We start from the raw sequence: 23,137 nt of genomic DNA, 5'->3' as shown, positions 1-23,137 counted from the left end.
AATTGGAGTGGCGGGGAATGACGAGGAACTAAAACAAGAACTAAAAAACCACACAGGGAGAACGTCATGGGTCTTCTCGACGGCAAGGTTGCCATCATCACAGGCGCTGGTGGCGGCCTCGGTGAAGCCTACGCAAAGCTGTTCGCGCGCGAGGGCGCATCCGTTGTGGTCAACGATCTCGGCGGCCCGCGTGACGGCTCTGGCTCCGATCTCTCGATGGCGCAACAGGTCGTCGACGCCATCAAGAAAGAGGGCGGCAAGGCCGTCGCCAATGGCGCCGACATCTCGACCATATCAGGCGGCCAGTCGGTGTTCGACGATGCCATCAAGGCGTTCGGCAAGGTCGACATCCTCGTCAACAATGCCGGCATCCTGCTCGACCAGACCTTCGCCAAGGCTTCCGAGGCCGCCTGGGACAAGGTCATGAAGGTGCATCTCAAAGGCACATTCTGCGTCACCCAGCCGGCCTTCAAGTGGATGAAGGAAAATGGCGGCGGCGTTATCGTCAACACGTCCTCGACCTCCGGCCTGATTGGCAATTTCGGCCAGAGCAATTACGGCGCGGCCAAAGGCGGCATCTGGGGCCTTTCCAATGTGCTGGCCATCGAGGGCCGCAAATACAATATCCGCGTCTGGACGCTGGCGCCGGGCGCGCTGACCCGCATGACCGCTGACCTGCCGCGCTATATCGAAAATCCCGGCGCGGCCCTGGGGCCGGACGGTATCGCGCCGGCGGTGCTCTACATGGTCAGCGATCTCGCCGGCAGCCAGACCGGCAAGGTTCTCGGCGTGTCCGGCCCGCGCGGCGTCCGCGAGATGAAGATGATGGAAATGGAAGGCTGGAAGCCGCCCCATGATGGCTGGAGCGCGCAGGATGTGGTGACCCATGCCGGCGAGATCTTCTTCTCGGACGAGGCAAGCCAGCACGGGGCACGGCGTTTTTGAGGGGCATCTCAGCCCGGTTCGGGCGGACAGATCGGATATTTCCCGGTAGAATGCCGGCATCCATTCACAGAGGCCCATGATGAAACTGACCGCCAAAGCCGCCGGCACCTTCGCCATCGCACCGACCCCATTCCTCGACGACGGCCGTATCGACGACAAATCGATCGACGGCCTGACGGATTTCTACGCCCAGGTCGGCTGCAACGGTGTGACCGTGCTCGGCATCATGGGCGAGGCGCCAAAACTGGAGGGGGCCGAGTCCGAGGCCGTGGCCACCCGCTTCATCAAGCGCGCCGGCGACAAGATGCAGATCATCGTCGGCGTTTCCGCCCCCGGTTTCGCCGCCATGCGTTCGCTGGCGCTGAAGTCGATGGATGCCGGCGCTGCGGGCGTCATGATCGCCCCGCCGCCGCATCTGCGCACCGACGACCAGATCACCAACTATTTCAAGCAGGCGGTGGACGCTATCGGCGACGACGTGCCGTGGGTGCTGCAGGACTACCCCCTGACCCTCACCGTGGTGATGACCCCCGCCGTGATCCGCAAGATCATCATGGACTCCAAGTCCTGTGTGATGCTGAAGCACGAGGACTGGCCGGGCCTGGAGAAGATCACCGCGCTGCGTAACTTCCAGAAGGACGGCAGCCTGCGCGAAACCTCGATCCTCACCGGCAATGGCGGTGTGTTCCTGGATTTCGAAATGGAGCGCGGCGCTGATGGCGCGATGACCGGCTACGCCTTCCCGGAACTGCTGATCGATGTGGTCAACCTGCAGAAGAAGGGCGAGCGCGACAAGGCGCATGACCTGTTCGATGCGCATCTGCCGCTGATCCGCTACGAGCAGCAGCTCGGCATCGGTCTGGCGGTCCGGAAATATGTGCTCCAGAAGCGCGGCGTTATTGCATCAAGCGCGCAGCGCAAGCCGGGTGTGGCGATCACGGCGCAGGCGAAGGCGGAAGTCGATTATCTCCTCTCGCGCGTCGCGCGCTACGACAAACGCGCGAACATCGCGCCGCAGTCGAGTGCTGCGGGCTAGTCAATTTAGCAAACGTCATTATGCCCGGGGCGACTCCCGGGCATAATATTTTGAATGAGAAGCGGCATCGTCCAAGAATGCCGGTCAGGGAGAAACTGAATGCCAAGCGAGCCCGGCGTTGTGCGTCCTGCTTCCACCATCCTCCTGCTGCGCAAGGGTGCAACCGATGCCATCGACGTCTTCATGATGGTGCGGCACTATCAGATCGAATTCGCATCAGGCGCGCTGGTGTTTCCCGGTGGGAGCGTCGATGCCGGTGATCGCGAGATCGGTACGCAGCCGAACCTCTATAGCGGCGGCGACGGTCTCGATCCCGATGCGCTGGCATTCCGTATCGCCGCGATCCGCGAGACGTTCGAGGAAAGCCGCATCCTGCTGGCGCGGCCGCGCGGCTCCAACGACCTGATCGCCGCAGCGAAAGCGAGCGCCATCGCCGATCAGCATCGCGATGCGCTCAACGAAGGCAAGGTCAAATTCGCTGACATTATTGCCGAGAACGATCTGGAGCTCGCGCTCGATCTGCTGGTGCCCTACGCACACTGGATCACGCCGGAAGGCATGAAGAAGCGCTTCGACACATGGTTTTTCCTCGCCGAGGCACCGCCTGAACAGGTCGGCATGCATGATGGCAAGGAGTCCACGGATTCGATCTGGCTGTCGCCACGCGAAGCGCTGGCAGGCGGTGCATCGGGTCGTTTCACGCTGCCGTTCCCGACCACGCGCAATCTGATCAAGCTCGGCAAGCAGCCCAGCGTTGCGGGAGCACTCGACGACGCCAACCGCAGCACCATTGTCAGCGTCACGCCCATCGTCACGGGCGATGGCGACAAGCGCCAACTTCGCATCCCGATCGAGGCTGGCTATGACGGCGAGGTGTTCGAACTCACCGGCGCGCCGTAGTTCGGGCTTATCCCGCCCTGGCTTGCGGCGCTGCTGCGGCATTCTCCCAGAATGGCCGTCGCAGCTCGCGCTTCAGCACCTTGCCGGCACCCGATAGCGGGAAGGGTTCGCTGCGCACGTCCACGCTGCGCGGGCACTTGTAGCCGGCGATCTTCTCCTTGCAGAAGGCGATGATCTCGGCGGCATTGACACTCGTACCGGGCTTCGGAATGACGAAGGCATGCACGGTCTCGCCCCATTGCGGGTCGGGAATGCCGATCACGGCGCATTGCGCCACGGCCGGATGCTGTGCGACGACATTCTCGACCTCGGTGGAGTAGACGTTCTCGCCGCCGGAGATGATCATGTCCTTCATCCGGTCGACCAGATAAATATAGCCTTCGTCGTCCATGTAGCCGCCGTCGCCTGTGTGCATCCAGCCGTCGATCACGGCTTTCGCGGTCTCTTCCGGTCGCTCCCAATAGCCCATCATCACGTTCTGGCCGCGCACCGCGACCTCGCCGACTTCACCATTCGGCACAGGCTTGCGATTGGCGTCGACGATGCGGGCCTCGCAGCCGATCGCCGCGCGGCCGCAGGCGCGCTGACGGTTCTTGGCCGTGGCTTCCTCACCGATATGCTGATCCCACGGCAGATGCGTCGCCAGCGGTGACAGCTCGGTCATGCCATAGAGTTGGTGGAATTCGGTGCCTGGCATTCCGGTCATCGCGCGCTTCAGGAGCGCATCGTTGATCGGCGATGCGCCATACATCATGATTTTCAGAGATGATAGATCGGCTGTCTTGAATGCGGGGTGATCGACCAGCATCTGGATCATGGTCGGGACGATCAATGTCGCCGATACTTTCTCGCGAGAGATGGTCTGCATCACCAGTTCCGGATTGAACATCCGGACGATGACATTGGTGCCGCCAGAGGCGAGCGAGGTGAACATCACCCCGCCATTGGCGACATGAAACATCGGCGCGGCATTGAGATAGATCGAACCATGGGGCAGGAGCCCTTCGCTCATCATATGCAGCGAGTTGCTCATGATATTGCCGTGGCTCAGCATCACTCCCTTGGAGCGGCCTGTCGTTCCGCCGGTGTAGAAAATGCCGGCCAGTTCCTCCCGGCCGCGCATGGCATCCGCAATCGGCGCAGTCGTCTCGATGAGCTCATCATAGTCGTGCGCTTCAGCCGGGCCTGTATCGTCATCGGCATAAACCAGCGTCAGCGGCATAGCTTTCGCCAGTTCGACACCCATGTCAGCGAATGCGTTGTCGACGACCAACGCGCTGGCTCGGCAGTCGAGCAGGGAGTCGAGAATTTCAGCGTGGCTCCAGCGCACATTGGTTGGCACGATTACGGCGCCGGTCCAGGCGATGCCCAGATAGAGTTCGAGATAGCGGTCGGAGTTCAGCATCAGCACCGCCACGCGGTCGCCGTGCTTGACGCCAAGCTTTTGCAGTGCACCAGCAAAACGCGCGACGCGGTCACCAACCTCGCGCCATGTCCGACGGCGAGCGCCGTCGATGGTGGCTATTGTTTGCGGGCTGGTTTGCAGCGCGCGGCGCAAACCCTGCGTGATGTTCATGGCGTTTCCCCTCAATACTGCGGATGCTATGCGCATCTCTGTCGTGCGATCATAACGATAGGTGAGGGGCGGGCAAGCGTGGTCGATCGCCTGTATCTCACCAGATGGTTCAAAGGATCTCCGCGAACTTTGCGATGCAAAACGCGACAGAGAAAAATCTGGAGCTGTTCTCATCTGTTGACGATTCAACTCCTGCGCGTAACATCGCAGCAGGCCCGCCAGAGGCCATTGGGAGTGAAATGCATGAGACAGCTTGCTCGTCGGGGCGCATCCTCGCGTCCATTTTTCAACGGGACACTCAACTCACATATTATACGGCACCGTTGGCTCCGAACATCCATCGCAGTCGCATTTGGTGCAACGTTGTTGGGCGGTGCGGCCCATGCGCAAACCAAAGGCTCGCCGGACCATATCAAGGCGGTTACATCGGCAATCGATAGTGCTGCGATTACGGCCAATACGGCGACGTCAAAGGACTGGCCGACCTACGGCCTTGATTATGCCGAGACACGTTTCAGCAAGCTCAATCAGATCTCGGCCGAGAACGTCAAAGATATCGGCTTGATGTGGACCTATAATCTGGAATCCATCCGCGGCGTCGAGGCGACGCCGCTGGTCGTTGACGGCATCATGTATGTGTCGGCGCCGTGGAGCGTCGTGCATGCGGTCGATACCCGCACCGGCAAGCGGCTGTGGACCTTCGATCCGGGCGTTGATCGCGAGAAGGGCTATCGCGGCTGCTGCGATGTCGTGAATCGCGGTGTCGCACTCTACAAGGGTAAGGTGTTCGTCGGCTCCTATGACGGCCGGCTCGTCGCGCTGGATGCCGCAACGGGCAACAAGATCTGGGAGAAGGACACGGTCATTGACCGCAAGATGTCCTACACGATCACCGGCGCGCCGCGCGTGTTCAACGGCAAGGTCGTGATCGGCAATGGCGGTGCCGAATACGGTGTACGCGGCTACGTGACGGCCTATGACGCAGAGACCGGCAATCAGGCCTGGCGCTGGTTCACGGTGCCCGGCGATCCGGCCAAGCCATTCGAGGACGACTCGATGGCTGCCGCAGCCAAGACCTGGGATCCCGCCGGAAAATACTGGGTCAATGGCGGCGGCGGTTCGGCATGGGATACGATCACCTTCGACCCCGACCTGAACATGGTCTATATCGGCACTGGCAACGGCTCGCCCTGGAATCGCAATCTGCGCAGTCCGGCAGGCGGCGACAATCTTTATCTCGGCTCCATCGTCGCGCTGAATGCCGATACCGGAAAGTATCTCTGGCATTATCAGGAGACGCCCGGCGACAACTGGGATTACACCTCGACCCAGCCGATGATCCTCGCCGATCTCACCATCGATGGTGCGCCGCGCAAGGTGGTGCTGCACGCACCGAAGAACGGCTTCTTCTTCGTCATTGATCGCACCAACGGCAAGTTCATCTCGGCGAAGAACTTCGTCGATGTGAACTGGGCCACAGGCTATGACGCCAGTGGTCGTCCGATCGAGGTGCCGGAAGCGCGCTCGGCGGACAAATCCTTCGACAGCATTCCCGGACCGTTCGGTGCCCATAACTGGCACCCAATGTCGTTCAATCCGCAAACCGGGCTGGTCTATCTGCCAGCGCAGGGCGTGCCATTGAACCTCACGGGTGAGAAGGCACTGGTGCAGAATGCGCCGGGGTCGAACAAGTTTGGCGGCACCACCGGCTGGAATGTCGGCTTCTCGCTCAATGCGGCGCCGCCGAAGAACCTGCCGTTCGGTCGTCTGATCGCTTGGGATCCGGTCAGGCAGAAGGAAGCCTGGCGCGCCGAATACATCGCACCCTGGAACGGCGGCACGCTCACGACAGCCGGCAATCTCGTGTTCCAGGGTTCCGCCGATGGTCGTTTCATCGCCTATAACGCCAAGACAGGTGAGAAGCTCTGGGAAACGCCGGTTGGTACCGGCGTGGTGGCCGCACCTGCGACCTATATGGTCGATGGTGTGCAATATGTCTCGGTGGCGGTCGGGTGGGGTGGCGTATTCGGCATCACCCAGCGCGCCACGGATCGTGAGGCGCCCGGCACGGTCTACACCTTTGCCATTGGCGGCAAGGCGCCGTTGCCAACCTTCACCAAGTACCAGATTGGCAATCTGCTGACTGGCGTGAAGTACGACCCTACTCACGTCCCGGAGGGTACCTCGATCTATGTCAACGCCTGTGCGACTTGCCACGGCGTGCCCGGCGTGGACAAGGGCGGTAATGTGCCCAACCTGGGCTACGTCTCCACCGAGACCATCACCAACCTGAAGGACATCGTCTTCAACGGGCCATTCAAGGACAAGGGCATGCCTGATTTTACCGGCAAGCTCACGGAAGCGGATGTGGTCAAGATCCAGGCCTTCATCCAGGGCACGGCCGACGCGATACGGCCGAAATAAACACCATGCTGGACGGTTCGGCCCGATCGGGCCGTCCAGCATGTTCCCCCCGCACCTGAAGTCAGGATATATTGGGACGCTCTGAAGTCCGGTCCCACACCCATGTCCTCTGCCATTGCGGCATTCTTTCAGCGGGTCCGATCATCCTCGCTCTCGATCGGCCAGCTGACCTTTAGCGGGTTCCTGCTGGTGTTGACGGTGATCCTGATCACCAGCATCGCCAGCGTGGTCGCGATCCGTCATATCGACAATACCTTCGCCGAGCTTGAGCGGCTGCAGACCGTCGGCGATCTGGCCGAGAACATCGACCGCCGCCTGATCAGCCTGCGGCTGGCTGCACGCGATTTCGTCACCGATCCCGATGCACAGCCGGAAAAGGTCTCGCAGGCTGCCACGGCGCTCGGCGATCTCCTGAAGAAGACCCGGATCGAGCTTGCGCCCGAGCAGCGCGACATGATCGACGGTGTCGATGCGCGGCTGACCAAGTATCGCGAAGGGATCGAACGCGTCTCGTCGCTGATCGCTCGTCGATCCGCTATGCTGGCGACGCTGCCGCCGCTCCGCGAGCAATTCGAGAACGCTGTTCCGGATGTGACAAATTCGAATGCCGCCAAGGCCATGTTCCGGGCGCAGAACGAGATCGCGGCGGCTCTGCTGGCGCGCGATCCGATCGGGGCCGAGCAGGCTGCACAGCGTATGCGTGCGCTGCCGATCGGTACGCCCGCGCTTCGTGCGGCCGCCGATGCCTACACCGATGCAATCATTTCGATATCGGAAACAGAAAGCGAGATCGCCGATCTCGACAGGGATGTGCTTGGCGCCGAAGGGCGGCTGATTGGTCGGGTGACTGAACTATTGCGCGAGCTCAGCGCCCGTCGCGGCAGGGTCTTGTCGCGTGAGTTCGCGCGCACGCTGACCGAGGCGAGATGGCAAAGTATTATTCTTGGCACGGCGGGCGTTCTGGTCGGACTGCTGGCGGCGCTGTTCGTCGTGCGGCGGATCGTGAAGCCGCTGAAGGCGATTGCCAGGTCGATCCGTGCGCTAGCGGGTGGGGCCAAGTACACGCCGATCCCGGCCATGGATCTGGAGAATGAAATCGGTGACATCGCGCGCGCCGCGGAGGTGTTTCGCAGGACGCTGGTCGATGCAGATGCCGCGCGCGAAGCGGCCTTGCATGCGTTGGCCGAGCAGAGGCTGGCGGAAGAAAGTTATCGGAAGCTGTTTGAAGGATCCGTCGACGGCATCTATGTGACGACGCCTGCAGGCGCGCTGCTCAATGCCAATCCGGCGCTGGCGCGGATGATGGGGTATGATTCACCGGAAGAGCTGATCCGCGCCACGCTGGATATCTCGCGCAATATCTATGTCGATCCCGCGGCGCGGGCTGAGTATCAGCAGCGCATGGAAAGCGACGGCATGGTGCGCGAATTCGAGTATCAGGTCCGTCAACGCCACGACACGGTCCTCTGGCTGTCCGATAGCGCTACGGCGGTCCGCGACGAGAATGGCGAGGTTGTGCGCTATGAGGGAACAGTCCGCGACATCACCAACCAGAAACATGCTGAAGCGGCGATCAGGGAAGGCCGCAGGTTGCTGCAGCAGGTCATCGATACCGTTCCTGCCGTCATCAATGTCAAAGACACTGATTTGCGATACGTTCTGATGAACCGGTATATGGCGGGAATTTTTGGCATTGATCCCGGTGAGGCGATCGGGAAAACCACCGGCGAGTTGATGATGCGCTTTGGCGCGTCAAAGACCGATTCCCCCGACAAGCAGGTGCTCGAGACGCGGAAGGGCCTTGGCTTCTACGAAGAGGAATACAAGGACGCCGCCGGCGTCATGCGGCAGTGGCTGGTCAACAAGCTGCCCTTGCTGACGGCCGATGGTGATATCCAGAACATCGTGACCGTGGCGCTCGATATCGGCCAACGCAAGCGCAGTGAGCAGGAGATGCTCAAGGCCAAGGACGCTGCCGAAACGGCGCTGCGCAATCTCCGTGAGACGCAGAATTCCCTGATCGAGGCGGAGAAGCTTGCGGCCCTTGGGCGGCTGGTTGCGGGTGTTGCCCATGAGGTCAACAATCCCGTCGGTATCAGCCTGACGGTGGCGTCGTCGCTGGAACGCAAGATCGCGCTGTTCGGCGAAGAGGTCGCGCGCGGTGAGCTGCGCCGCTCGACTCTGATGGAGTTCATCGATTCCAACCGCGACGCGGCGGCGCAATTGGTCGCCAATCTCAATCGTGCGGCTGAGTTGATCCAGTCGTTCAAGCAGGTTTCCGCTGACCGCAATTATTCCGACCAGCGCGTCTTTGATCTCGCCGATCTCACCGAACAGGTGGTGATGAGTTTGAAGCCCGGGTTACGAAAACAGAAGCTGGCGCTCTCGGTCGACTGCAAGCCGGGACTGACGATGAACAGCTATCCGGGCCCGTATGGTCAGGTGCTGACCAATCTGTTCCTCAATTCCGTCGCTCATGCATTTCCCGATGGCAATGGTGGCTCGGTCGAGATCAAGGTGCAGGAAGCAGGTAACGACCATGTGGAAATTCTTTTCACGGATAACGGTGTCGGCATGAGCCCGGAGGTTCGGCGGCGTGCTTTCGACCCGTTCTTCACGACGCGCCGGGATCAGGGTGGCACGGGCCTCGGCCTGCACATCGTCTACAGCATCATCACCAGCCGCCTCGGCGGACGTCTGCATCTGCAGTCCGCCCCGGGGCAGGGAACACGCATCCAGATCATCCTGCCGCGCGTCGCGCCGCTGGAGATGGCAGCCGAGTAAGACCTATTCGGCGTCGGCAAGTTTGCGCAGCGTGGCGCGAAAAATCAGGCTGTTTTTTCCAACCAAGGCCGTCCCATTCATGGTTGCGGCGGTGTCCGTGAAGGTGCCGGATACGCCAATGCCCACAGGCTGGGATTGACCGCCAAATAGCGGGCTCATGTTGGGGCTCGGTGTGTGCTGCATGACCGAGACTTCGCCCTTGAAAGTATCTGTTCCCGCATTCACGACATAGCTGCCGACATAGAAAAGGTAAGCGTCGCCGCCGAGAATCTCGCCATTGCGAAACACGACAACACCGCTGCCTTTGCCCGAGCGACCGTCCTGAAGGTCGACATGGATCGAATAAAGTGCGTTTTTCATAATGTCCCGGTGACACAACCCGTCCCTTGGTTGTGCACTTTCAAGTATGGCAAACACCGCCTGTCAGCGTCAACGCAGCAAACACGCGTCAATGGCGCTTAGTTCGAGCGCGGGTTGCACCTCAACACCGGCCGCAATGTAGTTAAAAAGATTGGGTAGCTAGTAGATAGTTTTTCTTACGACGGTATTGTGATCTCGCTTGCAGAGTTATCACCACAAATTCGCTGCAGTGCGAAGAGAATTTACGGAGTAGAATAAGAATCGCTTATCTTTTTGTCGAGCTTCTGCCGCAATGATAGGCCGCAGTCGCTGTTCGTAAGTCGTGTAATCGCTTGGCGTGGACGATACGGAAGAGGCGGGCACGTTGCCCGCGACAAAACTGAACATCATTGTGCCGGCCGGGGGCTGGAGCAAGCAAATGAGCGACTGGAAGACTTCCGGCGCCGATGCGCCGTGTTCACAAGGTAGTTTCTCTCATTATCGACGTTGCAGGCGTCGTGATGGCTGGTTGAAGTTAGGAGCGCCAACTGTTGGCGTCGCGGTGCTCCTGTCGATGCCGTTGCTGCAAAGCGTCGCTGCGCGCGATCGCGGGCAATTTGCCAACAGCAGTCCTGATCTAAAAGCCTGGTTCGACAGTCTGCGCAGCGGCAAGGGGCCGTGTTGTTCCGATGCCGATGGCAGTGCGGTCAGCGATGTGGACTGGGAATCCAACAGCGGGCACTACAAGGTGCGGATCGACGGGGCGTGGCTCGATGTGCCCGATGAGGCTGTCATCACAGTGCCGAACCGCGTGGGTCGCACCATGGTGTGGCCGATACAGGGTTCGTCCGGAACGCTGATCCGTTGCTTCATGCCAGGTAGCATGACGTAGCTGGTCACGACACCCGGCGGATCGATGCGAGCGTGACGATCAGCGAGATCGCCGCGAGGACGATCATCACTGCGTCGTAAATGTCGAGCGTCAGCGGCAGGCCGAGCGTCGGGATTGCCAAGCCTGCGATGATAGTTGGCAGGCTGAAGGCGAGAGCAGATGAAGTGCGACCAGCAGATTGAGCGCATAGGCGGAGAATACGGTCGTGACCATCACTGGCGAGAGGTGCCAGTGATCCTGATAGATTCGGTAGAACGGCGTCGGTGCGCTGGCGAACATGGCAACAGTGCCGAGCGTTGCGATCTGAAAGACGATGGACGCGCGACGCGTCATCACGCCTTTCGGCCAGGCGTCGAGACTGCTGGACATCGAGGAAGAGGCCTATTGGACGATGTGAGACAAGCCCAATGGTCGCTTCCGTCCTTGATTGATTTTACCGCTGCCCGATGCTCACCAGGGTGATGCGGACGGTAATAGTGGACAAGGACGATGCATACCCTGCCAAGTCTTCACAATGCGGCTGGCTCGCGCCCTGGGCAAGATTGCATAGCTCGTTTTGGATACCGCCCCTTAACACGGTGCGAATCTCTCCTATACTCAAGGTGTCACAAACAACGAAAGGAGGTGGTCCAGTGTCTAATTCCAAGCGCTGTCACCTCGCTGAGGCCGCCCGCTAGGCTCATGTTTTGAGCTTGGGAAGGGCGCCTCGGCGCCTGGTTCAGCGAGAACAGGGAAAGGGCGCGCCGAGCGATCGGGCGCCCTTTCTTCTGAGTCAAATCTGGTGCGCCGTGAAACAGGACGCTTGATCCAAGACCGATCCGTGCCAATCTATCCGGCGTTGCTTGTGTATGGAGTAGCAGCAATGCCGGGAACTCCGCGTGATCTTGCCGAGAGAATGGCCGCGCGTTCGAGGCGGCGTGCCAGCGATGACGGTTATGTACGAGAAACCTTCAAGCAGCCGCGTGACAATGCCCGCAAAACAGCGCGGGCTTTTCTGCAGCGCTTTCCCAAGCAAGCCTATATGAGTGAAGTTGAGCGCTGGCGCGAGCTGCCAGACGGCGACATTGAATTTACGATGCGACGGTTGCGCACCGCTGATTGAGCTGACAGGCGGCAATCATGCGGCTCATGTCGTGCTCGCTCGCGCCCGCGGCGTCTGATTTCTCAACCGCGTCGGCTGCGCATGCGTGGATCGCATAGCCCATATCGAGAACACGACGCGGCGGATCTTCCTCGCCCAGGCCGACTTCCATCACCAGGCCAGTTTCGGCGGCATGCTGCCAAACATCCGATTTGCTGGGAAAGGCCTTGCTGACTTTGACTGAGTTGGAAAACAGCGCGTAGGGCATGCGGCAAACCTCCGTGTCGAGGCGACAACGCGGAATATGGCATCTGGTTGCACTGCAGCAAGTCCGACTTTCGTTATCCACGGGATCGTGAAGATGGGCCGGTTAGTCCCGTTGGGTGATCTGCAGTTCCAGCAGCGCCATGGCCTGTAGCATCGTGGGATCGCGTTCACCCTCGCGTGTGGTGCGCAGGATGCTTTCGGCAATGGATTGCACGTGAGCGGAGTTGACGGGATGCGGGAGCGTTGACACGGCTCCGTCAAGCGCCTGCTTCATCACTGAGATCGTATCTGGCGGAAACGCGGCATGCGAAAAATTCTTCACGGTGGCTCCCGGGTTCAAACGGATAAACGCACCCAACTATTGACGGGACAAGAGTCGGAGCGCGCGAATGTTCCTGCCGCAAAGGTGGGCAGATCCGCGCATCAGCGTCGGGCCACGTGTCAGGCGCCGAGTTCCGAAAACGGTCCCGCGGAAGTCAGGACTCGACGTCCGCCGGCCGGGCAGCTTTCTTCTTGGCGCCCTGTCGCAGGAATGTCGCGCCGATCTCCTCCCCATTGACCCAGGCGAGCTCGCAGCGACGGAACGCCAGCCCGGTGGACGACAGCAAGAGGAAGAACTCCTTGAGATTGATACCCTCGATCGAACTCTCGACGACAAGGCGCGCGCCGGTCTCGGACACATCCATGATGCGGCAGCTGCGGCGCCATGTGCCGTCAATGGCCATCAGCCAGACGGGGAAACCACGCTCGAACGCGACGCGGCCAGTATTTCGTTTTTCAGGGATCATGGACGCTTCCTTGGCGCCGGGTATCTTAGCTTGGATGGTGGTAACGGCTGGTAAATACCGATGACAGCAGGCCTTTGCTGTTCAGCACGCCATCGAGTTGCTGTTTTGAAAGGGCGCCGCGGCGGCGCACAGTCTCATTCGGTTGAGTGGTGCAACCACAACAACGGGTTCCGGACACGGCGGTTGTAGAGATTCGCGTTAACGAAATGGTCACAAGCTGGTGCAATGTAAAATAGAATCAATAGCTTATTGGACGGCTTGGCCGGAGCAGGGGACCGCATGAACACGCCAGCTGCTCTGATATCTGTCGGCGTGGGTGCAGCGTTTTTTGCAGCCGCATCGGCGTTCTATTATCAACCGTCCTTCATTCGGCCCGACTATGCGCTGGATGCCATCCTGACAACCAATCACTCCAAGGCGCGTGCTGCAGTCACGCGACTCTTGCTCAATCCGTCATCTGCGCAATTCGATGTCTTGCGGTCGGTTCAGGTCGATGCCGGGAAGTATGTTTGCGGCACCGTGAACGCTAAAGACAGATCGGGGGCCTACAGCGGGCACCGAGCTTTCGTCTACGCGGTCGCCATCGACTTCGCGCGTATCGACGACAACGGAGAGATCGCGCAACGGCACGATGCCTACAAGGCCTGTCCAGTCTCTGAAGAAGAAGAGAAGCTGGCTCAAAAGAAGATCGGAATATCGCCCGGTGCGCTCCAGGCGATCAAGCTGCTTCAAAAGACGCAGCCGACAGGCGATCCGTCGGTGCTCACGGACATGGCGTCGCAACTATCGCCTACCGGCGGTGGGCCGGCCGGGACGACCGAGCAGCAACTCGGCCGTCTGGCAGGCCAACCCGGTTCGGGCGGGCAGCAATCGGGAAACCAGACATTCAATCGCGCGCCCGGCCCCGAAGCGGACTGGCGTTCCGACAAGCCGCCGACCGCCTGGCCAGTCTTTCCGCCGGACCACGTGTTGGCAAAGCCTGTGCACAAACGAACGAATGCCGAGGCGTTGGTGCTGGCAAAATCGGTTGAAGATCTCTGGGCGAAGTTCAAAGCAGGAACCTCATCTCAACGGCCTTCGCTAGACGAAGTTCGGGAAGCTCTTCGGGCTCTCATGGCGATCGATGCCAAGAGTGCGGATTTTCCTCAGGCTTGGGCAGCATTCGTGCGGTTGAGGATGATTGAGCGCGAAGCGAACGCCTAGTTTTTGAAAAAACGAATGGAAACAAACGCTTAATGGTGCACTCGGAGCGATTCGAACGCCCGACCCTCGGAATCGAAATCCGATGCTCTATCCAGCTGAGCTACGAGTGCGACGGCGGCACCATAGCGGCGAAAGTCGCAAAAGCTAGCCCCGCCACGGGGCATCGGTTTTGCCTGACGTCTGGAGCGCTGCTTGGGATGGGCAGCCAGATATCTGCCAATCGATAGGTCCACATTGCCGCGTGCAGATTGGTGCCGGTATCGGACAGGTGGCAGCGACCGGAGAACGCTATAGTCTGGCTTTATGAATCAAGGCCGACTCAAATCCGGTCCGGTGGATTTCGTCCTGTCCGGGTGGCTGCCAACCGCGCTGCTTCTAATCGTCACGGCGGCGGTCGGTCCCGCGATGGGCGGTTTGTCGCGGCCGCTTTTCGTGCTCGGCTGCGCTGCCACTGGTTGGCTGGCGTGGCGACGCAGCACTGCGGCCCATGTTCAGTCGGCAATTCTGCTGTTTGCTTTTGCGCCGTTAGTGCGACGGATCGTCGACGTCACGGTCGGTTATGATCAATCGAGCATCATGCTGATTGGACCTTTGATGTTCGTTCTGACGTCATTGCCAAGTCTTTGGGCGGTGCTGTCGTCGCCCGAGCGGCTGCGCAATCCCTGGCTGATCGCGCCCTTCATTGTGTTGGGATGTGTCGCCTATGGCGCGATGCTGTCGGTGTTTCAGAACGACTGGCTCGGCGCGGCGACGGGGGCGCTGAGATGGGGCGCGCCGGTGCTCTATGGCCTGGCGTTGCAACAGCGCTCTAATTCGGACGGCGAACTCGTCAATGCCATGGCGCGTATCTTTCTGGTGGTGCTGCCGCTGACTGGTCTCTACGGCATATGGCAATATGTCGATCCGCCGGCCTGGGACCGGTTCTGGATGAACTATGCCTCCATCCTGTCGGCAGGATATCCGTTGCCCTATATGGTGCGGGTGTTCAGCACGATGAACGGTCCCGCCACTTACGCGACCTTCACTGCGACGGGACTGCTGTTGTTGGGCTTCCTGAGACCGGGCTGGCAGTCTTTGATTGCCTTGGCGCCCGCAGCATTAGGCCTGTTGCTGTCGCTGTATCGGACCGGCTGGATCGCGCTTGCGGTGGCCGTGGCGTTCTGCATGGTGTTTCGATCCACACGGCGGCGGGCGCTTGCGACGGGGCTTGGCATCGTCGGCGCAGCCATGGCCGCGGTGCTATTCACCCCCTTCGGCGATGTGATCACGGACCGGCTGCAGTCGCTCGGCAGCGGCTCCGAGGATGGCAGCGGCAACGAACGTCTCGAAGAATTCGTGACGCTGTGGAATACACCTGACAGTATGGTGATGGGATCTGGTTTCAGCTTCACCGATATCGGTGTCGCAGGCACCATGCCGGTCGATGGCCAGATCATTGCGAGCTGGCTCACGTTCGGCATTCCCGTCGGACTGCTTTGTTTGGCAGCCTATATCTGGGTCGGGGTCTGGAGCACTTCTGCGGCATGGCGGATGCCGACCAAAGAAGGCGTGGTGCTCGGCGCTCTGTCGCTCGGCGGTATCCTGATTCACTTGCCCCTGACCAGTATCTCGTCAAGTGAGATATCCGCTCTGTTCTGGATGATTTTCGCGATGGCCTGTCCGCATGACCAGACGGTTAGGCCAGCCGAGGACGCCACAATGCCCCTGGAGCAGACGCGGACCGGAATCCGGGCCGGGAGAGTTTAGTCCAACCGGGCTGCCTGGCTGACAAACGGAGTGGGTGCAGGTTTGCGCCTCGGCATTGGCGCAAGCCCGAGTGGTGCCAGCAGGTTCAACCGTTGTAAGACAACATGTGCCGCCATGGGCAGGGCAATGCCGGCCGCTGTTCCTGCAAGCAGATAGGCCCATGGCATTGGTGGCACATGCAACGTCTGCATGATGATCCGCGTTCCCGACCCAGCCATGATGTGCAGCACATAGATCGTCATGGACATGACGCCGACCAGCGCCAGCCAGCGGTGCCGCGTCTCGTTGAGCAATTTGCAAAGTAACACCGTGCTGGTGATGCCGAGAATACATGCCGGAAGCGAAGCCGCGCCATTCGCGTCGAAGCCGGAGAGATGTCCTCCAACGGCAACCGCCGTAGCGAAAGCGGCGGCGGTCACGATTAGCAGCGTCCAGCCAACTCGCCCACGAGGTTGCCATGTCATAACGACGCGGGTTGCATAGAGACCTGCGACATAGAACGGCAGGTGGTGCATGGTGAGCGCAAGATCGGGACGGATCGGCAACAGCATGAATGCAATCAAGCCGACGATCGCAACGACAATCATGATGGTGCGATTGGGAACGAGCGCCGCCAATATGTGGCAGATCATCAGAGCATATAGAAACCAGAACTGTGCCATCGGCCGATACCAGATAGCCGCGAGATCGCTGGTGGTGATCGGAATATTCGCGTTGTGCGGTATCAGCATGATCACGCCGCCCTGGATCAGCGACCAAAGCACATAGGGATAGGCGATCGTCCATGCCTTGCTGACGAGGAACGGCCGAACGCCGCGTGTGAGGCTGCGTTGTACGTTCAGTCCAGCGAGAAAGAAGAACAGCGGCATATGGAAAGTATAGAGCGCATAACTCATCCACTGCGCGAGCGGTCCGTCAGGAAATAGATGCGGCGGTATCAAGCCGCCGAGCACGTGGCCATAGACCACGAGAGTGACGCCTATGCCACGCGCAAAATCGATCCAGATCTGGCGCGTGCGATCGCTTTGGGGGCGTGATGGTACTGCTTGTTCCGTTGGCGATACTTGCATGGCGTGGGTGCCGCTCATTTAATGGTCCGGATCGGCAAGCCAACATACACAGAGAGCCGTACACCATCGTTAACGCGGATATGGGAAATCGTGCCCAGTCGGACACGTGTTTAGGCGCAAACGGGGCTTGATTTCTGGGTCATTTCGGTGCCCATCTGCCCCGATAAGCCGCTCGCAAGCAGTTTTATGCTCAACTGGTGCGCCTACACGTTCAAGGACCTCTCGTGACTGACTACGTTCGCAAAATCCTGGACAGCCGCGTCTATGACGTCGCAATCCAGACGCCGCTGGACCCGATGGTTCGGCTGACCGCGCGCATGGGGAGCCCCGTGCTGCTCAAACGCGAGGATTTGCAGCCGGTCTTCTCGTTCAAGATTCGCGGTGCGTACAACCGCATTGCGGGGCTGTCCGCGGAGCAGCGCGCGGCCGGCGTGATTTGCGCATCTGCTGGCAATCACGCGCAAGGCGTAGCGCTGTCGGCGCAGCGGCTCGGAATCAAGGCAACCATCGTGATGCCGGTGACTACGCCGCCGATCAAGATCGATGCTGTCAGATATTGGGGCGGCAATGCCGTGCTGTTTGGCGATACGTTCGACGAGGCCGCAGCGCATGCGCGCAAGCTCGAGGCCGAACAGAAGCTGACCTTCGTGCATCCCTATGACGATCCCGATGTGATCGCGGGGCAGGGCACCGTCGGCATGGAAATCCTGCAGCAGTATCCCCATCCAATCGAGGCGGTGTTCGTGCCGATCGGCGGCGGCGGCCTTGCGGCCGGCGTTGCGTCCTTCATCAAATTTCTACGCCCGGAGACCAAAGTCATCGGTGTCGAACCAGTCGATGCCGCATCGATGAAAGCCGCGATAGATGCTGGCGAGCGCGTCGTCCTCAATCGCGTCGGTTTATTTGCCGACGGAGTGGCCGTGCGCCAGGCCGGCGTTGAAACATTCCGACTCTGCCGCGAGTTGCTCGATGGCGTGATCACGGCAGATACCGATGAGATGTGTGCCGCCATCAAGGATATCTTCGAGGATATGCGCGTGATCGCGGAGCCGGCTGGCGCCCTGGCGCTGGCAGGATTGAAGAGCTATGCCGCGAGCAATCCGATGCGTACCGGTGCGCTGGTTGCTATCAACAGCGGCGCCAACATGAACTTCGATCGCCTGCGGCACGTCGCAGAGCGTGCCGAGGTCGGCGAGGCCCGCGAGATCCTGCTGGGCGTGACCATTCCGGAGCAGCCGGGCAGCTATCGCCGCTTCATCCAGACCATCGGCAATCACAACATTACCGAGTTCAACTATCGCTATGCCGATGCCAAGGAAGCCAATGTCTTCGTTGGGCTGAAGCTGAGCGGCGCGAAGAACGACAAGGGCGAGCTCATCGGGCAGTTGCAGGCGCTCGGCTACAAGGTGCTGGACATCAGCGCGGACGAAACCGCCAAGCTGCACATCCGCTATATGGTTGGCGGGCGAGCACCGCCGGCTTTGCGGGACGAGGTTATCCTGCGCTTCGAGTTTCCGGAGCGTCCGGGCGCCTTGCTGAAATTCCTCGACCAGATGGGCGCGGACTGGAACATCACGCTGTTCCATTACCGTAACCACGGCGCGGACTACGGCCGGGTGCTGGTTGGGATTGAAGTCCCGCAGGCCGACCGCTTGACCCTGACGCAGCGGCTGACCTCGCTGGGCTATCCCTATGAAGACGAAACGCAAAATCCGGTCTACCGGATGTTCCTGAACGGCTAGACCGGGTGGGGCAGAGAGTGAGGCAGGGCCGGTTCCTGCCTTTTTTTCGCTCAAAGGCGATGCTTAACGGAATACTAGCACTGTCCGGCCAGAGTCGGGTGGTGTGCTGATGCCGAAAAAGGGCGTTGGCTTGGGGTCCCTTACCGGTTTCATCACGCGATGCGTCTTTCGCTGCTGCCTGTCCTGATGTCCCTGCTGGTGCTGTCTGTAGCTCCGGCACGGGCAGATCTGCGCATCACCCGGGACCACGGCGGCTATGTCGAGGAATACAAGGCCAAGTATGAGCGCATCCGCGACCGCAAGGAGCGGGTGATCATCGACGGCATCTGCAATTCGGCCTGCACGCTGGTGTTCGGCATCGTACCGATGAACAAGGTCTGCGTGACGCCGCGCGCCAGCTTGGGCTTCCATCAGGCCTATTACGACAAGGCCTTCACCTTCGGCATGAAGGTGATCAGCTACGAGGGTACCTCGGACCTGATGGCCTACTATCCGCCGCCGGTGAAAGCGTGGCTCGCGCGCAACGGCGGCCTGACGCCGGAAATGAAGAAGATCAAGAACGGCATGGACCTCTGGAAGATCGTCGATCCCTGCCCGGAAGAATTCTTCTAGCGCGTATTGCAACGCTGCTAACGCCATCTCTCATGACATTGCCAGCCGCGTCGGGCTACGCTTGATCAGCGCCAGTGCTACCAGGATCGTCGGCGCCAGAACGCAGAGCGCGAGGCCGGTGATCTGCCACTGCGACAGCGGATTGATGCCGCCGCCCGGCGTCGCCAGCATGAAGCCGCCAATGACCAGCAATATGCGGAGCGGCCACTCCATGGCGCCGGCACGCCTGAGGTCGCCGACGAAGGCCTGATAGCCCTGGATGCCGCCGCAGATGAACAGCGTCCCGATGCCGGCCAGCGTCATCAGGCCAAGGCCTGCGAGATAGGGGGCGTCACCCTGCAGCACCAGCGCCGGATTCATCACGAAGAAGAACGGGATGAAGTAGATGATGCTGCCAACCCACATGCTCTCCCAGCCGGTCTTCATCGCTGGTGAGCCTGCGATACCTGCCGCTGCAAATGATGCGATGGCGACTGGTGGCGTGATCGACGACAGCATGCCCCAATAGAAGATGAACATATGCACGGCCATGCGATTAAGGCCGAGCTTTTCCAGCGCCGGTGCTACGAGAATGGCAAGGAAGATATAGCAGGCGGTGGTTGTCAGTCCGAGCCCGAGGATCAGGCTGGTGAGGGCGCACATCAGCAGCAGCAGGAACGCGTCGCCGCCGGCGATCCGCAGCAGGTCGTTGGCGAGGCTGGAGACCACTCCAGTCATCGAGAAAGCGCCGATCAGGAGGCCGCAGCCTGCAAGGATGCCGATCAACTCGACAAAAGTGCGGCCATTGACCTCGAGGAATTTCGAGATCGTGCTCATGGTCCAGCGGGTATCTTTGGAGAACAGCTGGTTCAGCACCAGCAGCAGCGCGGTGGCATAAAACGGCGCATGGCTCTCGCGCTTGAAATACAGCAGCATCACGACCAGCAGCGCGATGACGAAGATATAGTACCAGCCGTCCTTGATCGTATCCTTGATCTTCGGCAGCTCGGATCGCGGAATGCCTTCGAGCTTGTGGCGGGCGGCATAGGAGTCCACCTGCATGAACAGGCCGACATAGAACAGCACCGCCGGAATGATCGCCGCCAGCGCCACATCGGCGTAGCTCACATTCAGGAACTGGGCGATGACGAAAGCCGTCGCGCCCATCACCGGCGGCGCCAGTACCGCGCCGGTCGAGGCGCAGGCCTCGATGGCGGCGGCATAAGACGCGCGGAAGCCGCTCTTCTTCATGACGGGGATGGTCATGGTGCCAGCGGTCAGCACATTGGAGATGATCGAGCCAGACATCATGCCGAGCAGACCGGATGCAAAGATGCAGACCTTGGCGGCACCTCCACGGAAGGTGCCGCACAGCGCGAAGGCAATGTTGATGAAGAACTTGCCGGCTCCGGTCATCATCAGCGCGGTGCCGAAGACGAGGAAGCCGATGACAGTGTCAGCAAAGGCCTGAATCGGAATGCCGAGCAGACTCTCGCCTGACAGCACGTGATAGGCGGTGGTCTGGTCGAGCGTCAGCTGCGATCCCCGAAATGGTCCGAGCCAGCTCGCTTCGGCGAAAAGCGGATACACCGTGAACGGGAACACACTGAGCAGTAAGCTCCAGCCTCCCGTGCGGCGCAGCGCCTCCATCAGTACGGCCCACATCACGAGGCCGGCGGCTATCACATTGGTCGGCGCGCCATCGGATTCCCAACCGGCCATCGCGGCCTTGCGGATGTTCATCATCAGCCAGATCGCCGCGCAGAAGGTCGCGACAAACAGGACAAGGTCATACCAAGGGATGCGATCGAGCGGCGACTTTTCCGAGTTCGGAAAGATCAAGAACGTGAACGGCAGCATCAGAGCGATGAGCAGATAGAAATACTCGGTGTTGAGCTGCGTATAATCGACAAAGAAGCGCAGTGTGAATTGTTGGTTGATGCACAGCAGGATGGTTGCGGCCGTGGCTGCGATTAGGGCCCATCGCCAACCTCCGCGCAATACGCGGACGCGGGTGACTTCCGCTTCCTGCATATTGCCGATGCCGGCATGGGGGTCTTCGAACTCGATCCGTTTGGGCGCGGATGGCATCGCGGACGTCAAGTCCGGGGAGGGGGTGTTAGACATGAAAAATCCCGGAAATATCTTGAGAGGTCCGCGCGCTCTTTGGTGTGGGCTTATTCGAAGCCGTTCGGCATGTTGGCTTTGGCGAGAGCTGTCGCGCGCGCCTTCATCCAGCCCTCGAGATATTCCTTCTCACCCAATGAGGCATTGGCCTTGGAGTAATCCGTCCAAGCGGCCTTCAGAACGTCTTGTCGCCTGAACAGCCCGTCATTGTGCTTCTGGTCGTCGTCGGTCCAGTTGCCGGCTTCCTTCATCGCTTTCACCGCGCCGGGATGGAATGGCACCACCCATTTCATGGTCTGGCGCTTGGCGGCGAGACCGCCGGCGCCCGGTGCGCCGTCCTTGTAGTCGTCGTAATTGACGATCATCGCCTTGACGATGGGGTAGATCACGTCCGGCGATTGCGAACCATAGGTCACGAAAATCGGATAGGGGTAGGTGCCCATCTCGATCGGCTTGTCCGCCGTAATGCCTGCGCCGCAAGTCGCCATCATCGGTGTGAAGAACGCGCCGACCTTTTGCACGCGCGCCCAGCCTTCCTTGTCGGCGTGCGGCAGCGGCGGCCAGATGATGCCGCGTGGCGAATTTTCGAGTTCACGGGCAGGGCCGGTGATTGTGGTGGCGAAACCGGCATCAGCATCGTTGTTGATGATGCCTTTCCACATCGCGCCGTAGCTCGCGAATTCGACGACCTTCACGTCTTTCTGCGTGAGACCGGCGAAAGCGATGATCGCGAGCGCGTTCTGATTGAGTGCGGGGGACCCGACCACGAATCCGAGACGCTTGCCGCGCAGTTCCTTGATCTGGGTGATGCCAGTGTCCTTGGCGACACCGACCGAACCGCCATTGCAGTCTGTGGTACCGAGTAGAACCTGCAGCGACTGCGGGCCCCATTCCTTGGCGCCGAATTCGAACACGCCTTCTTGCGCAAAATACGATCCTGAGCCCATGGCCGATGCCACCGCACGACCGGCGCGCAATGGTGCGAGCCGTGCGACATCATTGCCGGCAGGCAGCACGCGCACGTCGGTGGAGTATTTGTCCTTCATCATCTTGCCGACGGCGACGGCGATGTTGAAGCCGGCGGTGCCGGTGTCATAGGCGGTGACCGCCATGGTCGGTGGAAGTTTGATATCCTGTGCGCATACAGCGCCGGTCGTAGTGAGCACGGCAACGGACGCCAGCGCGATAAGCCGGTGAAGCATTTTCCCCTCCAGATGCATTCGCTTTGCGAATTGCTTTTTATTGTCCGGCGATCATGTCATCGCCGTCAGGCGCTGGCAATGTCCTGAGGCGGTTCGCTGGATGATGGGAGTGGTCACCATTTCAGACAGAATGCCGCAGCACATTGGCAAGGCAGTCGAGGTCGTCACTGCACTTTGCTCACGTCTCGACTGTGCCGAGCAATTGTCCTTCCGCGACCACGTCGTCGACCGCGACGATCATCGATTTGATTTTACCCGCGGCAGGAGAGGCGACCGGAATTTCCATCTTCATGGCTTCGACAAATGCCACTTCGTCTCCTTCGTTGACGGAATCGCCGGTTGCGAGCGGCAGTGAGCAGATGCGGCCGGCGACTTCGCTGAGGATCTTGATCTCTGGCATGGTGTTCTCCGCGATCACGCGGGC

General features: G+C 60.4%; 21 protein-coding genes and 1 tRNA gene. 11 read left to right on the top strand and 11 right to left on the bottom strand.

Going from position 1 to position 23,137, the window contains the following annotated elements:
* The first annotated feature begins 66 nt into the window (after nt 1-66).
* From CIW50_RS07935 to CIW50_RS07925, 3 genes are all read left to right on the top strand, one after another.
* Nucleotides 67-945 carry an SDR family oxidoreductase gene (locus CIW50_RS07935; RefSeq protein WP_149530728.1) on the top strand — a complete coding sequence of 293 codons (879 nt, stop codon included), beginning with the start codon at nt 67-69 and terminating at the stop codon, nt 943-945.
* Nucleotides 946-1,024: 79 nt separating this feature from the next.
* The gene (locus CIW50_RS07930; RefSeq protein WP_149531553.1) at nt 1,025-1,981 is read left to right on the top strand and encodes a dihydrodipicolinate synthase family protein; all 957 of its coding nucleotides are present in this window, start codon (nt 1,025-1,027) and stop codon (nt 1,979-1,981) included.
* A gap of 99 nt (nt 1,982-2,080) precedes the next feature.
* Nucleotides 2,081-2,881, top strand: a complete 801-nt coding sequence (locus CIW50_RS07925) for an NUDIX hydrolase (RefSeq protein WP_149530727.1) — start codon at nt 2,081-2,083, stop codon at nt 2,879-2,881.
* 7 nt (nt 2,882-2,888) lie between these two features.
* On the opposite strand, the gene CIW50_RS07920 is transcribed toward CIW50_RS07925, so the two are convergent.
* Nucleotides 2,889-4,457, bottom strand: coding sequence for a long-chain-fatty-acid--CoA ligase (locus tag CIW50_RS07920; RefSeq protein ID WP_149530726.1), 1,569 nt, complete (start codon nt 4,455-4,457; stop codon nt 2,889-2,891).
* Between the two features lie 363 nt (nt 4,458-4,820).
* Here CIW50_RS07920 and CIW50_RS07915 point away from each other — a divergent pair, with 363 nt between their 5' ends.
* Complete coding sequence (locus tag CIW50_RS07915) at nt 4,821-6,881, top strand: PQQ-dependent dehydrogenase, methanol/ethanol family (protein WP_502707399.1); 2,061 nt, start codon at nt 4,821-4,823, stop codon at nt 6,879-6,881.
* 102 nt (nt 6,882-6,983) lie between these two features.
* Nucleotides 6,984-9,665, top strand: a complete 2,682-nt coding sequence (locus CIW50_RS07910; RefSeq protein WP_149530724.1) for a PAS domain S-box protein — start codon at nt 6,984-6,986, stop codon at nt 9,663-9,665.
* Nucleotides 9,666-9,668: 3 nt separating this feature from the next.
* On the opposite strand, the gene CIW50_RS07905 is transcribed toward CIW50_RS07910, so the two are convergent.
* A complete protein-coding gene (locus CIW50_RS07905; protein ID WP_149531552.1) occupies nt 9,669-10,025 on the bottom strand; it encodes a GrlR family regulatory protein in 357 nt (118 codons plus the stop codon).
* A gap of 418 nt (nt 10,026-10,443) precedes the next feature.
* On the opposite strand from CIW50_RS07905, the gene CIW50_RS07900 reads away from it, so the two are divergent.
* Entirely contained in the window at nt 10,444-10,896 is a 453-nt protein-coding gene (locus tag CIW50_RS07900) for a hypothetical protein (RefSeq protein ID WP_149531551.1), read from the top strand.
* Nucleotides 10,897-10,986: 90 nt separating this feature from the next.
* Here the strand turns inward: CIW50_RS07900 and CIW50_RS07895 are convergent, their stop codons facing one another.
* On the bottom strand, nt 10,987-11,265 hold the full coding sequence (locus CIW50_RS07895) for a hypothetical protein (RefSeq protein WP_149530723.1): 279 nt from the start codon (nt 11,263-11,265) through the stop codon (nt 10,987-10,989).
* Between the two features lie 493 nt (nt 11,266-11,758).
* On the opposite strand from CIW50_RS07895, the gene CIW50_RS07890 reads away from it, so the two are divergent.
* Complete coding sequence (locus tag CIW50_RS07890) at nt 11,759-11,998, top strand: hypothetical protein (RefSeq protein ID WP_149531550.1); 240 nt, start codon at nt 11,759-11,761, stop codon at nt 11,996-11,998.
* Here the strand turns inward: CIW50_RS07890 and CIW50_RS07885 are convergent.
* From CIW50_RS07885 to CIW50_RS07875, 3 genes are all read right to left on the bottom strand, one after another.
* Complete coding sequence (locus tag CIW50_RS07885; protein WP_149530722.1) at nt 11,967-12,245, bottom strand: hypothetical protein; 279 nt, start codon at nt 12,243-12,245, stop codon at nt 11,967-11,969. The two genes, CIW50_RS07890 and CIW50_RS07885, sit on opposite strands and share 32 nt — an antisense overlap.
* Before the next feature lie 102 nt (nt 12,246-12,347).
* Nucleotides 12,348-12,566, bottom strand: coding sequence for a hypothetical protein (locus CIW50_RS07880; protein ID WP_149530721.1), 219 nt, complete (start codon nt 12,564-12,566; stop codon nt 12,348-12,350).
* Nucleotides 12,567-12,720: 154 nt separating this feature from the next.
* Nucleotides 12,721-13,032: a PilZ domain-containing protein gene (locus CIW50_RS07875; RefSeq protein ID WP_149530720.1), complete on the bottom strand. Its 312-nt coding sequence runs from the start codon at nt 13,030-13,032 to the stop codon at nt 12,721-12,723.
* Between the two features lie 279 nt (nt 13,033-13,311).
* On the opposite strand from CIW50_RS07875, the gene CIW50_RS07870 reads away from it, so the two are divergent.
* Nucleotides 13,312-14,235: a hypothetical protein gene (locus tag CIW50_RS07870; protein WP_149530719.1), complete on the top strand. Its 924-nt coding sequence runs from the start codon at nt 13,312-13,314 to the stop codon at nt 14,233-14,235.
* Nucleotides 14,236-14,268: 33 nt separating this feature from the next.
* On the opposite strand, the gene CIW50_RS07865 is transcribed toward CIW50_RS07870, so the two are convergent.
* A tRNA-Arg gene (locus tag CIW50_RS07865) sits at nt 14,269-14,345 on the bottom strand.
* Nucleotides 14,346-14,538: 193 nt separating this feature from the next.
* Between CIW50_RS07865 and CIW50_RS07860 the strand changes: the two genes are divergently transcribed.
* Nucleotides 14,539-15,981 (top strand): O-antigen ligase family protein, encoded by a 1,443-nt coding sequence (locus CIW50_RS07860; protein WP_149530718.1) that lies wholly within the window; start codon nt 14,539-14,541, stop codon nt 15,979-15,981.
* Here CIW50_RS07860 and CIW50_RS07855 read toward each other — a convergent pair.
* The gene (locus tag CIW50_RS07855; protein WP_149530717.1) at nt 15,978-17,069 is read right to left on the bottom strand and encodes an acyltransferase family protein; all 1,092 of its coding nucleotides are present in this window, start codon (nt 17,067-17,069) and stop codon (nt 15,978-15,980) included. The genes CIW50_RS07860 and CIW50_RS07855 overlap by 4 nt on opposite strands.
* 206 nt (nt 17,070-17,275) lie before the next feature.
* Between CIW50_RS07855 and ilvA the strand changes: the two genes are divergently transcribed.
* Nucleotides 17,276-18,793, top strand: a complete 1,518-nt coding sequence (ilvA, locus tag CIW50_RS07850) for a threonine ammonia-lyase, biosynthetic (protein ID WP_149530716.1) — start codon at nt 17,276-17,278, stop codon at nt 18,791-18,793.
* Between the two features lie 159 nt (nt 18,794-18,952).
* Nucleotides 18,953-19,405, top strand: a complete 453-nt coding sequence (locus tag CIW50_RS07845) for a hypothetical protein (RefSeq protein ID WP_149530715.1) — start codon at nt 18,953-18,955, stop codon at nt 19,403-19,405.
* A gap of 30 nt (nt 19,406-19,435) precedes the next feature.
* Here CIW50_RS07845 and CIW50_RS07840 read toward each other — a convergent pair whose 3' ends face one another.
* The 3 genes from CIW50_RS07840 to CIW50_RS07830 all read right to left on the bottom strand — a co-directional run bounded on the left by CIW50_RS07840 (nt 19,436) and on the right by CIW50_RS07830 (nt 23,113).
* Nucleotides 19,436-21,511 carry a TRAP transporter permease gene (locus tag CIW50_RS07840; RefSeq protein ID WP_246664194.1) on the bottom strand — a complete coding sequence of 692 codons (2,076 nt, stop codon included), beginning with the start codon at nt 21,509-21,511 and terminating at the stop codon, nt 19,436-19,438.
* A 50-nt stretch (nt 21,512-21,561) separates the two neighbouring features.
* Nucleotides 21,562-22,713 carry a TAXI family TRAP transporter solute-binding subunit gene (locus tag CIW50_RS07835; RefSeq protein ID WP_149530714.1) on the bottom strand — a complete coding sequence of 384 codons (1,152 nt, stop codon included), beginning with the start codon at nt 22,711-22,713 and terminating at the stop codon, nt 21,562-21,564.
* Nucleotides 22,714-22,891: 178 nt separating this feature from the next.
* Nucleotides 22,892-23,113 carry an acyl-CoA carboxylase biotin carboxyl carrier protein subunit gene (locus CIW50_RS07830; protein ID WP_068730696.1) on the bottom strand — a complete coding sequence of 74 codons (222 nt, stop codon included), beginning with the start codon at nt 23,111-23,113 and terminating at the stop codon, nt 22,892-22,894.
* Between the last annotated feature and the right edge of the window lie 24 nt (nt 23,114-23,137).

Origin of the sequence: Tardiphaga sp. P9-11, from assembly GCF_008329525.1 — a bacterium.
GTDB lineage: Bacteria > Pseudomonadota > Alphaproteobacteria > Rhizobiales > Xanthobacteraceae > Tardiphaga.
Note: the sequence above shows the minus strand (reverse complement) of the source record. Positions and strands in the feature narration are given on the sequence as shown.